Source organism: Oleiphilus sp. HI0128, assembly GCF_001635365.1.
Window position 1 is genome coordinate 1 of the sequence record NZ_LWGG01001219.1, and the last position, 13647, is coordinate 13647.

The following is a 13647-nucleotide window of genomic DNA, read 5'->3' on the forward strand; positions in this document are numbered from 1 at the left end:
GCAGAAACCTCAGACCTGACTCACGAAGCAAATACTCAAATAAATCAAGGTAACGAGATGATGCGCAATACCATTGGTGCAATCAGCAGCGTCTCGGATGATATGACACAAGCCAGCCAAGTCATTAGCCAACTTGAAGCCGATGTTCAACAAATTGACACCATTCTTGGCGTCATCAGAAACATTTCTGAACAGACCAACCTATTAGCTTTGAACGCCGCGATCGAGGCTGCACGAGCTGGCGAAACAGGCCGCGGCTTCGCGGTAGTAGCAGATGAAGTTAGGTCTCTCGCACAACGAACTCATGAATCCACTGAAGAAATACAGGCGATGACTGAAGCTCTGCAATCTGCCGCTGCCAATGCAGTTAAAGTAATGGAGGCCGGAAAGATCCATACTCAATCTTGTGTGGATAATGCTTACAGCACCGGAGAGTGCCTAATGATAGCGGGTTCAAAAGTCGCTGAAGTCACCGATAGGAATAATATGATCGCTGCAACGGTGGAACAACAAGGCATCGTTGCGAATGAAGTCAGCAGCAATGTGGTCTCTATCAAAGAGGTCGCTCATGAAACCCACGAAGGTGCGACAACACTTTCACAACATAGCGAAGAGCTACAAAAGCTAACCAGCTCAACTCAGCAACTTCTTGAGCAGTACAAGGTATAGACTTGGAGAGAGCATATTTATAGCTCTCTTTTATTGTTATATTCATTTTATGCCTGATAAACACCGAGATAAGTAGACACATCTAATGAAAACCATATTACGCAAACCACTACACTTACTTATTTCAATCCCTCTACTAAGCTTGTGCTTTGCCCTAACCTGCTCTGCCAATAGCTGGAACTTGGAACATGATGACGACGGAATCAAGGTATATACTCAAGAGATAGAGGGTTCCTCATTCAAAGCATTTCGTGGTGAAACCTCGATTAAATCAAGCCTACATAACTTAATGGCCCACCATACAGACATATCTGCAATGGAACTATGGCTACAAGATTGCGCAAAGAGTGAAGTTCTTCGAAGAATATCAAATAAAGACTTTTATATTTACCAACGAACGAGTGCCCCCTGGCCTGTAAGCGACCGAGATTATGTACTACATGCCAATATTAAACAAGACCCCAAGACCTATGCTGTAACGATGACTTTCGAAGCCAGCACAGCCGTAAAGCAAAATCACGAAGACTGTGTACCTGTCACACAACTAACAGGTTATTGGCGCTTTACACCACAAGGTGATGGCTATATTTTTGTCGAATATGAAACGCATGCTGATCCTAGCGGAGACCTACCGGCATGGCTCGCCAACAGCTTCGTTGTTGACCAACCGTTAGGCACACTAGAAAAAATGCGTAGACGCGTCGAAAGCAATATCTATCAGCTGCCCAAAGAAATGTCGTACATCATTGAGCCACCATTACCATTAGCGATCAAAAATAAATCAATTTCCGAGCAAGCCACAAAACATAAGCAATAGACCGCACCCTCATGTATCCGTGACAAAAAGTGCAACTCAGGTCACATTTGTAGTATCATTGCCGCCCATTTTTTAAGCAGCAGAGAAAGAGATTACGAATGCAACTTTCATCTTTAACCGCAGTTTCACCTATCGATGGCCGTTACGGCTCAAAAGTCACTGACCTTAGGGATATCTTCAGCGAGTTTGGACTTATTAAATTCCGCGTAGAGGTTGAAATTCGTTGGTTGCAAACCTTGGCAGCCCACCCTCAAATTGAAGAATTAAAAGCCTTCTCTGCTGACGCCAACAAGTTCCTAGACGATATCGTAAGTAACTTCTCTGTAGAAGACGCAGAGCGCGTTAAAGAAATTGAACGCACTACAAATCACGACGTAAAAGCAGTTGAATATCTCCTAAAAGAAAAGTTCTCTGCAGCAAAAGGCGACTTCCCTGAATTAGAAGCCGATTCCGAGTTCGTTCACTTTGCTTGTACTTCGGAAGACATCAACAACCTATCTCACGGTTTAATGCTTACTAATGGCATGCAGAAGAGTGTTTTACCGTCAATGAAAGAAGTTGTAAACAAAATGGAAGAACTGGCACTTGAGCACGCTGAAATCCCGATGCTTTCACGTACCCACGGTCAAACAGCCTCGCCTTCTACAATGGGTAAAGAATTTGCAAATGTTGTTGCTCGTTTACGCCGCCAGTTGGCTCAAATCGAGAAAGTTGAAATCCTGGGCAAAATTAATGGCGCTGTAGGTAACTACAATGCTCACCTATCTGCCTACCCTGATGTTGACTGGGCTGAAAATGCTAAAACATTCATCGAGAGCCTAGGACTACAGTTCAACCCGTATACAACACAGATTGAGCCCCACGATTATATTGCAGAATTGTTTGACGCAATTGCCCGCTTCAACACGATTCTAATCGACCTAGACCGCGACATTTGGGCTTACATTTCAATGGCTTTCTTCAAGCAGAAAACAATTGCTGGTGAAGTTGGCTCTTCCACGATGCCTCATAAAGTTAACCCTATCGACTTTGAAAACTCTGAAGGCAACTTAGGCCTGGCAAACGCTATATTAGGCCACTTGGCAGAAAAGCTACCTATCTCTCGCTGGCAGCGTGACCTGACAGATTCTACGGTTCTTCGTAACCTAGGCGTCGGCCTGGCGCACAGCATCATTGCTTACCAGTCCACGCTAAAGGGTCTAAACAAGCTTCAAATTAACCCGGAGCGTTTAGCTCAAGACCTCGACAACGCATGGGAAATCATGGCTGAGCCGATTCAAACCGTTATGCGTCGCTATAAGGTTGAACAACCTTACGAGAAGCTTAAAGAGCTAACTCGCGGTAATGTAATGAACCAGGAAACGATTCAAAGCTTTGTGAAGACTTTAGATATTCCAGACCCTGCTAAAGAAGAGCTGCTGAAATTGACGCCTGCTACCTATATTGGTAACGCAATAGCGCAGGCAAACGCAATTAAGAGCTAACTTTCGAAAGATTATAAAAAAGGCGCATTGAGAAAACTCAACGCGCCTTTTTTCTTTCCATTTGAAGACTCTTAAGTAATCAGTTTCGCCCATAAACCCTTTCTCTGTTATAACGGAAGAAACCTAACATTTCTTCTTCCTTCTGGATGGTACTGGCCTCATTTTTAAAGTACTTCTCTCGCAAAGCGCTTAGCTTTTCTACTAAGGCTTCGCCTTCAAACTGCTCAGAGACAAGTGAACGCTCTTCCATATATGCGTAACCATTATTCCACCGATCCTCTCTCTCTTGGTCTCGCTTGGCCAACCATTCTATCTGGGACTCTTCGAATCCGATGAGCCGCCTCACTTCATTAATTTCATACTGACGTTCTTCACGTGTTAATGCACCGAGTTCACTTTGTACAGCATTAAGACCAAAGACAACTTGAGATAACATACCTTTCGAATCAAGCACCAAATCTTCAACAGAGCCAAAATAGTTTTCATCATAAGCGCTTTGCAATAGATAAACTCGGTCTTGCATGCTCATATCAAGTGACTGGTTAAGCATATTAACGGTAGAGAGCATCGACTCTCGTTTATCTTCTTCAGCACTTCGTTCTTTCTCCCAAATAGCTTCTGCTAACTCCTCACCAAAAATTTCATAGCGCTTTTGCCACAACATGCCTTGCTGCTGCAACGCAGGCATTTCATTCAGATCTAATATATTAGTCAAGAGCCACTCGTCATAGATATCAAGCATTGCTAATAAAGCAAGAATATCATCTACTAACTCGGGGAAAGCCGTTCGAATAATTCGCTCAAATATTTCCGCACCTGTATCTGGGTAGGACTGTATTAAGTCGTTACGCATTTCTTTCAAGCTTGCGTGAAAAGACGGTAAGTGTTTCTCACTTGAGTGTTCTTGAACCAGTAAGCTTACTAAGGCTTCAATCAGCTGCTCAATCTCACTAGGCTCCGCTTTCAAATACTCTGGAATCTGAGGAGTAGGCACATCAAGGTAATCCTCAGTCGAGGAAGATAAAGGTAATGAAGGGCCAAGAGAAACAGGCTCATAGTGCGAATTAAGTGGCTTTTGACTGGCAAATAACTGAATAAGGAAAACGCTTAGTGCGATACTGATAACAGCGATGCCACCCAACAAATAGGGTTTCAAATTTACGGCTTTATTGTGCTCACTCATATCTACTCTCTGAATTATTATCTTTAGACATTTCGAGAAAGCGGCGATCCCTGCCGCTCCAAAACTTACTACTCTGTTTTTATAGCAAAGGCTGAAGTACTGGCCAGATCTGTGCTGAAAGGTTATGAGATCCTTCCACGGTCGGATGAATATCATCACTTTCCACCTGAGAAGCAGGTACCGTTCCACGCGGATCTACAAAATGACAATTCGCATTACTCGACACGTCACAAGCATAACCCAGCAAGTCATCTCCATAATTCAATGCTTGAGTTAGATTCGCATTACCTCTAGGTAGCTCGTAATAGCCGAGCCATACAACATTATCGACGCCATCTGCATCCATTTGGTTTAGCAAGTTAACCGCGTTAACATACTGATCTTCAACTAAGCCACGGCAGCTGCTAGAAATGTTCCAGCGATACCACTTAGTACGGCAACCATAAGGGTCGAATAAAGTTGCCGGTATCAAGATATCATTACCGCCGCCATCCATGACAATCGTAGAAATATTCGCATCCGTTGCTTTCGCATCTTGGTACTGTTTGTCTACAGGTGTTGCTAATGAGCCACCCGATAACTCAGCGCCACTTTGCGTATAGTTTCGGAAAGTGGTAGCGGCATTCGCTTGAAGGTCCTCCTCAATTACACCATTCAAGTCGAATATCGAATCACCTAGCGTTACCACGTCCATACGCTGAGCGTTTTCTTCATAAGGGTTTCCCGTACAAGCAACCAAGGAACCGGCAATCGCTAGTGTCCCCACCAGCTTATTCTAGAGCCGCCTTTGTGATACAGTTTTCTTAGATTCATCGTTTTCATGCTTTCTCCAGTTGTTATTTTTGATATGGAGACATGATCCTATAATGATTAATTTAAGTTTAGTGAGGCGCAAAACGTACCAAATAGTGAATATTGTTCATATTTTGCACCCTCGATAATACACGAGCTAAAAAGAGAATAGATTTGTGATTTCATTCACAAAAAAGGGCCTTCCCTGGCCCCACTAACTATGTAAATCTAATTAAGTCGAGTGAATGTATTTACCCGAATTACAATACAGTCTGAAGCACAGGCCAAATCTGATTTGCCAAGTTAATAGATCCTTCTGGGGTTGGGTGAATATTATCGCTTTCAACTTGAGATGCTGGAACAGTGCCACGCGTATCGACAAATGAGCAGCTTGCATTCGTCGCTACATCGCAAGCATAACCAAGCAAGTCATCACCGTAATTTAAGGCTTTTGTGAGGTTTTTATTGCCACGAGGTAACTCGTAATACCCTAGCCATATCACGTTCTGAACATCATCACTTTCCATCTGATTGAGCAGGTTTATTGCATTAATATACTGATCCTCAATCAAGCCACGGCAGCTTCTTGAAATATTCCAACGCCACCAGTGAGTACGACACCCATAAGGGTCGAATAGCATTGCGGGGATAAGAATGTCGTTACCGCCGCCATCCATAACAATGGTATCGATATTTGCGTCTGTAGACTTAGCATCCTCATATTGTTGATCGACGGCTTTAGCCAAGGCACCACCAGACAACTCTGCTCCGCTTTGCGTGTAATCTCGAAAGGTCTCACCGGCATAGGATTCGAGCGTCTCTTGAATGACACCATTAAGATCAAAGATCGAGTCGCCCAGAGTAATAACGTCATTGCGATCTGCCACTTCTTCGTAAGGGTTACCTGTACAACCGACAACACTCACAGAAACTATACAGGCAGCTGCAAATTTGACAGCCTTAGCCATCTTCACTGGCAGGTCTATCAATTTTTTTTGTTTTAATCTAATCATTTTGCTTCTCCAGCTTTTTGATTGTTTTATGGAGAAACAACGATAACGCAGTCATGAATTTTTTTAGGTATAGGATTACGTACAGATCTCATAGATCAGTGCGCAATTTGCCTTAGGGTTCATTGCACATTCGTCTGGCCAAATCATCTCTAGCGTGCTGAATAAGTGTTAAAGGATCTCGCGCTACGGAAGTGAAAACATGCAAACCACCTAAAGGCATAATGCCCTTCTGTGTTATTTCACCGATAGACCGACAATAGTGCTTCAGGTTCCCGGCCGCATCCGGTTGTGAGGTTGAAGGCATCAATACCGCCACTTCATTTCGATCCAAACTAACAAGACTAAATGCGCTATCCAACTCTGTTGATAAGCACGCTTTAACCTCATCACGCCACTGAGACTCTATTCGCAACAATGCAAGGGCATGTGACGCTTGGTCGTCTCTGCCAATCAAATCAGTCAGGCGCGCTTCTAAACCTTTTTGGTTTAACATACCTGTTTCAGTATCATGAACATCCAACCATTTCCTCTCATCTACAATAGTTGGTTCAGCTAAAGGTGTCGCGATGACCAAAACTTGCCGAGACGAGATAGAGACAGACTCTTCCTGCTCTCCATAAACAGGCGTATAACGCCAAGAAAGGCAGTGCTGATGCCCTGACACAGAAGTGATATAAGCAACATGTTCAAACTCTGACAAAACCCCTCTAGTGATATCCTCAAGCCGCCGGGAGACTAAGCCCCCCTTAGCCTGAATGAGAGAATCCAACGAGCTCCCTTCGAGACTTTCTGAGCTTAATTCAAATAAAGATTTTAGATAGCGATTAACAGACAATAAGCGCCCGCCACCATCAACTACTGCGATACCCACAGGAACTGAGTCATTCACACTCTCTGATAATAGTTTCTCGCGCTCCAAAGCTTCTGTGCGTGCATCCAAAGCATTTGACGTTTCGACTGCCAAGCGCTCAACTGCATCGGCACGATGTAGCTTACGTAAAGGCTGGCGTAATAGTATAAATAGTAGAAATTCACCGACAAGCAACGCTAAGAAACTATAACTGAACGTTTGAGAGATCGTTTGATCTAATAAGGAGTAGTCTTCAGACACATTTGATATTACAACTAGTTGATTTTGCTGCAAAGGCATCGCCTTCAATTCATAAATATTTGGAGACAAATCCAAAACCTGAATTCGGCGACTTAATTCATCAAGAGAGTACGAACGCGAAGCCTGATCAAGCACGACTCTGCTTTCCAAGGGGTTGGTTAAAGCCATTAGATCACGCTCCCAAAATGGAGAAACAGGCAGCCCCTTGACCCCTGCACTAAATGGGTCCGTATTCTTGCTTAGCAAAACCGTATCAATATTTGAGACGTGCTGAAACCTAAGCATTACATTACTTAATGGCTCTGCCAGAACGATGACACCCAAAACATCCCCCTGATAAAGCATGGCAGTGTAAGTCACAATTCGGCAAACAGAGTTACAATCTACACGCCAAGAGGGCGCTTCTCTCTGGAGCACCTCCCTAACACTCTCTTGGTGTTGCAATGAGTCAGTCGAGTGTAATATACCAAGCTGAGTATCAAACAAAGCCAATACTGACAATCCCCCATCGGCTTGTAAATTCCAATCAAGCTCTTCTATTTCACTGCGAAAACTTTCGACATCGTTTCCCCGGATTGCCTCCATTAAAATTTTATTCAAACTTGCCGAGTTCGCTAGCTGTATCACTTTATCCGCAGAAGTTTCTATCAAACGATTTAATTGCTGTTCATATTGGGCATGCACAATAAGCCGGTTAGACTCAAACTCATGCGTTTTCCACTGAGACATCAACAAAGAAAAGACCAACACAATTAATGTGAATACAAGGCTAATCGCTCCAAACGTTTGCCAATTAATGTTAAAACCTTTGTCTTTCCATCCTGAGGGTAATGTCTCGTCAATCATCTACTACCACCTATAGGCGAGCTGAAAAAGAACTGCTGTCCAGTATGGATCCGGCTCGTCTGAAATCGAGTTATCACGACTAAACAACCTCGAGTAACCCTCAATATAATGAATCTCAGCGCGAAGAAGCCAGTTCTCATCAGGTCTAAATGCCAGACCAAAATTAGCATCGTCAAATGAGCTTTTTGGGTCTGACGAGCCCCTCAGCTTTGTTTGTTCATAGCGAACATACATTTCCCAGAATTCATCAAAACGATAAACACTCTGCAAGTAATAAGCTTCTTCATAAAAATCATTAACAGCCTCGCTTGCCAGTGCCGGAATATTAGTCTGGAATTTATGGCGCAAATACTCAAACGTGACAGACCATTGGAATTGGTTGTATTCAAGTGATGTAACGATATTTTCGGAGTAAAATGACGCGTCAGGTTCAACAATCATAAGCAAAGGGTCGTCACCTGCAGGAAACTCAACTGATACTTCGTATTCTGGTTTGAAGTACGTTATGGAGGCACGCCAACCATCAAACTCTTCTCCATATATTATTTTGGCTAACAGGCTACGATCTCCTTTGAGTTTGCTTGGAGAAAGTTGTGAGGCCTCTTCCAACTCATCTTTATCAGCAACAGGCTGGCTCAAGAAAAGTTGAAATGCTAAAGGCTCACCAGATAGGTCATAAGAACCAAAGAATTCCACACCATCAGCGGAATAAAAGGAGTTACGAGTCATGTCAAAATAAACGGCTTGCGGCATCACCACACCCGTTCGGGTATGGGGAATATCCCGAGTCTCATTATAAAAACCATAAGAAGAACGTATTCTCCCTAAACGAAGACCCAAAGAACGATCAAAACTCTGATAAATCGGGTAGCTAAAAAACCCGTAATCGAGACGAATATCTTCACCACTCGACTCACTAACCTTTCGACCTAATAACTGGGCGGAAACGCCTATAGACCCTTTGACCGTGGTAGAAAATAGTAAACCTGCCTCCCACATATCAAGCGAGGCCTCATCATCCGAGCGGCTCAGATAATCATAATCACTACTATAAATAACGCTTTGGCTAACAAAAGCCTCCCACGAGAAAGGTGTAAACCAGTCACCGTTTTCCTCAGCAAACAAGCTTGAAGAGTGAGAGCCAAGCAGCAAACTACTAGTAAACAGTAAGTATCTTAATATTTTCATTGTTCTGAATCTTTGTATCGTTATTATTGTATATATAGCCAATTGCCCCAGGGGTCATTGAGACACGCTCTATCATCTCACTCTCACTCTCAAGGCTAATTGGCGCTTGTCCCGTACCGGTATAAACCTGCCTATACCAAATAGACTCGAGTTGATTAGCCGATATCACTTTATCCATGGAGCAAGCTATTACCCTATTATTCATAAATCTCCAGGTCGCTTGAGTGTTGCCCTAACCTTCCCTTACAAAAAAAACCTAACGATTCAACAACGACGTTTTTGCGCCGAGGCGGTTTTCTCATATACCTTAAACTCTCTACGAGAAATAATTTGTTCCACAGTAACACCCCTTGATATATGTTTTGATTTTCCTGCGCCTACCTATTCACATCGCTACTTAAAGCACTTCGACTGCAAAGCAACTTTTAACCAACCTCTTTCGATCATTACGTTTGATGATCAACTATTATACAGAGATCTATCTAGCCACAACCCAACCTTGCACCAACTCTACCTTAATAAGTCTCTAGACCTCTGGCAAAAATCTGAACGATTGCAAGACTTCGAGTATCGTGCAATCAGCCAGATAATGCACAACCACCCAGAGTCTTTTAATAGTCAGAAGCTGGCATCCAAGCTAAATATATCTGTTCGAGGATTACAAAAACGGCTTAATAAGCACGGCGAGTCGTTTTCTCACCTTTCCAACATTGCCCGAAGAGAGCTTGCTAAAGTTTACTTATTTCAAATGAGGCAAAACATTGATTACACGGCTGAACAACTTGGCTTTCAAACAGCATCAGGCTTTAGGCGCTTTTTCAAAGCCGAATTTTCACAAACACCTATAGAGTTTCTCGAAAAGCATTGTTCAGCAAAAATTTGTTCCAATCTTGAAAACTAGGCGTCACCTTCTCCGCCTTTTTAATCTGGATATTATTAACGAAGATAGTAAGTCAAGCATGAGCTAGCTCAAACATAGCTCGAAGCACCTAGCGAGGCACAGTGACCTCTGCCTACAAATCTCCGAGCACTAATGCACCGCTTTCCAATAAGTTGGCAATAACGCTTTTATCCTGTTTATCTGAAACTAAATCTAGTATTCGCTGACGACAAAGATCTTGTCTGTCGGCGAGTTCTTCAGCCAATGCGGCTGAACATTTATAAGAAGTACCATCAACATAAAGCAGACACTCCTTGAAGGTGGTATAGGCAAAGCGTGAAGCAGGGTTACGCTGAATTAGCTCACCCTCACCAAGGAGCGACTCCCAATCCTCAATACTTTCGCCGACAAGCTCAAGCTCAGGATACTTCCTTTCCGTTACATACTCCCCTAGCCAGTTTGCAAGCAAGGTCTCATTGGTCAAGGCCTCGCTCAACATTTCACGCAAGCGAGTGATAGCAGCTTCAGGGATATTACCTCGGGCAGCTTTTAAAGCCTCGATGCTATCCTGATAACGCTCATCCTCTTTCAAGCCCTCCAAAGCTGCTGTCGCTACACCGTCGACAATATCTCGAATGCTCGGAGCGCGAAAACCAACTGAATAGGTCATGCTGTTTTCTACAGAGACTCCTAAGTGCGCATGCTTGGCGGGAATGTAAAGGATATCACCCGGTTCCAAGGTTACTTCCAATTTAGGCTCAAATTCAGTCAGGATACGCACAGAGGTATCTGGTACCAATTCACTGTCGGCGCTACAAACCTGACCTACTTGCCACTTTCTGCTCCCCTCTCCTTGAATTAGAAAGACATCAAAAAAGTCATAATGCTGGGAAACGGTTCCCCCAACCGGCGCATACGAAGCCATTATGTCATCCAGACGCCAGCTCGGTAAGAAATCAAAAGACCTTAAAATCTCCGCCACTTCAGGTGACCACTGATCAAGACCTTGAACCAGAAGCGTCCAATCCCTCTTGGGTAGAGTAGGAAACCGGCTTTCTTCAAAAGGCCCACACTCGACCTGCCACTTTTGATCAGACTGCATAATTATTCGGGACTCGACATCCTCCTCACAGGCTAAACCCGCTAATTCACTTGGCTCCAACCAATATGGGTCCGAAAAAGCCTTGGAAATAAGCATTGGTTTTTTTTGCCAGTAATTGAGTAAAAAATCCTGAACATCAAAATTGTGCAACATAGCGAGCCTTATTCTTAATTAGCAAAAAGCAGGTAAAGTCGGTAGACCTGCATACCCCAGCTGTTCTATTCTGAGCATGATATAATAATGGATTGATAATGCAGTAACATCATTTGAAATATTATGAGTCAAATTAAAATCCAAACTTATGCCCTGGATAAACTTCCATTAGAGGTACATCGTCGCCTATGCAAGCTCGATAACGACTGGCTGCATATTCATAAGGCTCATCAAGTAGAGAAGGGTTTTATCCAGGCACTTGTCGCCAGTGATAACATTATTGGCTACGTTGTCGTTAAGCATAACGACGCTAGCTCTGCCCATATCCATAAGCTATATATTCACCCTTCCTGCAGAAGAAAGTCCTTTGGTCGCCAGCTTCTGCATCGAGCGATGAAAGCTGCCGCAAAGTCTAACTATGATGAGCTCTACCTGGAATGCTTTCAAGAATATCAGGCCTTCTTTGCCTCTCAAGGATTCGTGACAGCCAAAGAGCCTAATCGTGATGGGATATACCATATGGAAATGCCCTGTCTGAGGCATTATATTAAAGTCCGAGCAGAAGAGCCTCACTTGTCAACAGATGGACGGAAGGCACTGTTAATATCTCAGGATAATCATTTATATAAGTACAATAACCAAGACCAGTTTGTTAGCTTTCATCGAAGCATGCTTTCACAGGCCCAGAGACAAATATCCATACTTTCCGACACAATCACACACCCTATCTTTAAAGAAAGCTACATCCGTCAATGTCTATTGAATCTATCGAAGAGGAACTCGCAGGCAAAAATTAGAATACTATTAATCGATGATCGAACTGGTGCAGGCTATCACAATCCACTTATTGACCTCGCCCAGAAATTGACCAGCTTCATCGAATTAAGAGTGATTCCAAGAGGCGCCAGCAGGCCCCGCGATATGATTACAACGGTTGATTTTGACGCCGGCATCTACCGGAAAGACCTGGATAGCTACACGGGCTTCGTTAACTACAGCAATCATATGATCGCACAGAGACTCAGAGATAGCTTTGACCAACATTGGCAATACGCTAAACCCTCTGCCAATATGCGCCGCCTAAGTATTTAGCTAATCAATACGCACAAAAAAACCGGCATTCAGCCGGTTTTTTTGTGCCCCTACATAAGCAGGGGCTGAGTAAACACTTATTGCGCTTTAAACTTCAAACGGTAAGCATGAAGTAGCGGCTCTGTGTAACCACTTGGCTGCTCTTTGCCCTTGAAGATCAAATCAGAAGCTGCCTGGAAAGCAATGCCGTCAAAAGACGGTGCCATGGCGATGTATTCAGAATCACCCGCATTCTGGCCGTCAACAATCGCTGCCATACGCTTCAAGCTTTCTTCAACCTGTTCTTTGGTACAAACACCGTGCTCCAACCAGTTCGCCACGTGCTGAGAAGAAATACGCAATGTTGCACGATCTTCCATCAAACCAACGTTGTTGATATCTGGAACTTTAGAACAACCAACACCCTGATCAACCCAACGTACAACATAACCCAGGATACCCTGACAGTTGTTGTCGATTTCGTTCTGAATGAATTCAGGCGTTAGCGCCTTAACTTCATCTGCAGACATTAGTGGAACGCTTAAGATGTCATCTACGTTTGCATGCTCGCGAGTCTTAAGTTCGTTTTGAACCGCAAATACATCAATCTGATGATAGTGAATTGCGTGAAGTGCTGCAGCAGTAGGAGAAGGAACCCAAGCCGTGTTAGCACCCGCTTTAGGATGGCCCACTTTCTGCTCCATCATCATGCCCATTTCATCAGGAATCGGCCACATGCCTTTACCAATCTGTGAACGACCTTGTAGGCCTGTTTCCAAACCTGTATCAACGTTCCAATCTTCGTATGCGTTAATCCAAACTTGCTGCTTCATTTGAGTCTTAGCAACAAAAGGACCTGCCAACATTGACGTGTGTAGCTCATCACCGGTACGGTCAAGGAAGCCTGTGTTGATGAATACAACACGGTCTTTCGCTGCACGGATACATTCTTTCAAGTTAACAGTGGTACGACGCTCTTCATCCATAATACCCATCTTCATCGTGAAGCGAGGCAGGTTAAGTGCATCTTCAACACGTGCAAACAATTCGTTAGCAAAAGCCACTTCTTCTGGGCCGTGCATCTTAGGTTTAACGATATTGACAGAACCTGTTGTAGAGTTCTTGAATGGGCTATTGCCATTCAAGTCGTGAATAGCGATAAGCGCTGTCACAACACCGTCCATGATGCCTTCAGGAATTTCAGAACCGTCTTCCAAAAGAATCGCAGGGTTAGTCATCAAGTGACCTACGTTACGAACGAACAACATTGAACGACCTTTCAAAGAGAAAGTATTACCGTCAACACCCGTGAATTCACGGTCAGCATTCATCACACGT

Annotated in this window: 12 protein-coding genes; 5 read left to right on the forward strand and 7 right to left on the reverse strand. The window is 43.7% G+C overall.

Translation table 11 applies throughout. The annotated features are described in order from the left end of the window. From A3763_RS20555 to purB, 3 genes are all read left to right on the forward strand, one after another. Positions 1-669: methyl-accepting chemotaxis protein (locus tag A3763_RS20555; RefSeq protein WP_304440833.1), on the forward strand; the 669-nt coding region annotated here is incomplete at its 5' end. 85 nt (positions 670-754) lie between these two features. Beyond that, the gene (locus A3763_RS20560; protein WP_068511605.1) at positions 755-1486 is read left to right on the forward strand and encodes an START domain-containing protein; all 732 of its coding nucleotides are present in this window, start codon (positions 755-757) and stop codon (positions 1484-1486) included. 98 nt (positions 1487-1584) lie between these two features. Continuing rightward, entirely contained in the window at positions 1585-2970 is a 1386-nt protein-coding gene (gene purB / locus A3763_RS20565) for an adenylosuccinate lyase (RefSeq protein WP_068507443.1), read from the forward strand. Between the two features lie 79 nt (positions 2971-3049). On the opposite strand, the gene A3763_RS20570 is transcribed toward purB, so the two are convergent. From A3763_RS20570 to A3763_RS20590, 5 genes are all read right to left on the reverse strand, one after another. Further along, positions 3050-4153, reverse strand: coding sequence for a hypothetical protein (locus A3763_RS20570; protein ID WP_068507446.1), 1104 nt, complete (start codon positions 4151-4153; stop codon positions 3050-3052). Positions 4154-4232: 79 nt separating this feature from the next. Then, positions 4233-4919 (reverse strand): SGNH/GDSL hydrolase family protein, encoded by a 687-nt coding sequence (locus A3763_RS20575; protein ID WP_156495221.1) that lies wholly within the window; start codon positions 4917-4919, stop codon positions 4233-4235. A gap of 286 nt (positions 4920-5205) precedes the next feature. Continuing rightward, complete coding sequence (locus A3763_RS20580; protein WP_068507449.1) at positions 5206-5958, reverse strand: SGNH/GDSL hydrolase family protein; 753 nt, start codon at positions 5956-5958, stop codon at positions 5206-5208. 112 nt (positions 5959-6070) lie between these two features. After that, positions 6071-7915 (reverse strand): cache domain-containing protein, encoded by a 1845-nt coding sequence (locus tag A3763_RS20585; protein ID WP_068507450.1) that lies wholly within the window; start codon positions 7913-7915, stop codon positions 6071-6073. 3 nt (positions 7916-7918) lie between these two features. After that, positions 7919-9103 (reverse strand): hypothetical protein, encoded by a 1185-nt coding sequence (locus tag A3763_RS20590; protein WP_068507451.1) that lies wholly within the window; start codon positions 9101-9103, stop codon positions 7919-7921. A 106-nt stretch (positions 9104-9209) separates the two neighbouring features. Between A3763_RS20590 and A3763_RS20600 the strand changes: the two genes are divergently transcribed. Further along, the gene (locus tag A3763_RS20600; protein ID WP_082880538.1) at positions 9210-10004 is read left to right on the forward strand and encodes an AraC family transcriptional regulator; all 795 of its coding nucleotides are present in this window, start codon (positions 9210-9212) and stop codon (positions 10002-10004) included. Positions 10005-10116: 112 nt separating this feature from the next. Here A3763_RS20600 and A3763_RS20605 read toward each other — a convergent pair whose 3' ends face one another. Continuing rightward, entirely contained in the window at positions 10117-11238 is a 1122-nt protein-coding gene (locus A3763_RS20605; RefSeq protein ID WP_068507457.1) for a cupin domain-containing protein, read from the reverse strand. 123 nt (positions 11239-11361) lie between these two features. Here A3763_RS20605 and A3763_RS20610 point away from each other — a divergent pair, with 123 nt between their 5' ends. Next, entirely contained in the window at positions 11362-12330 is a 969-nt protein-coding gene (locus tag A3763_RS20610) for a GNAT family N-acetyltransferase (RefSeq protein WP_068507459.1), read from the forward strand. A gap of 77 nt (positions 12331-12407) precedes the next feature. On the opposite strand, the gene A3763_RS20615 is transcribed toward A3763_RS20610, so the two are convergent. Beyond that, positions 12408-13647, reverse strand: a 1240-nt coding sequence (locus A3763_RS20615) for a malate synthase G (protein ID WP_082880540.1), incomplete at its 5' end; no start/stop codon positions are given.

Coding starts and splice junctions, on each gene's coding strand:
- A3763_RS20560 (WP_068511605.1), top strand. CDS start 755: ATGAAAACCATATTACGCAAACCACTACACTTACTTATTTCAATCCCT.
- purB (WP_068507443.1), top strand. CDS start 1,585: ATGCAACTTTCATCTTTAACCGCAGTTTCACCTATCGATGGCCGTTAC.
- A3763_RS20570 (WP_068507446.1), bottom strand. CDS start 4,153: ATGAGTGAGCACAATAAAGCCGTAAATTTGAAACCCTATTTGTTGGGT.
- A3763_RS20580 (WP_068507449.1), bottom strand. CDS start 5,958: ATGATTAGATTAAAACAAAAAAAATTGATAGACCTGCCAGTGAAGATG.
- A3763_RS20585 (WP_068507450.1), bottom strand. CDS start 7,915: ATGATTGACGAGACATTACCCTCAGGATGGAAAGACAAAGGTTTTAAC.
- A3763_RS20590 (WP_068507451.1), bottom strand. CDS start 9,103: ATGAAAATATTAAGATACTTACTGTTTACTAGTAGTTTGCTGCTTGGC.
- A3763_RS20605 (WP_068507457.1), bottom strand. CDS start 11,238: ATGTTGCACAATTTTGATGTTCAGGATTTTTTACTCAATTACTGGCAA.
- A3763_RS20610 (WP_068507459.1), top strand. CDS start 11,362: ATGAGTCAAATTAAAATCCAAACTTATGCCCTGGATAAACTTCCATTA.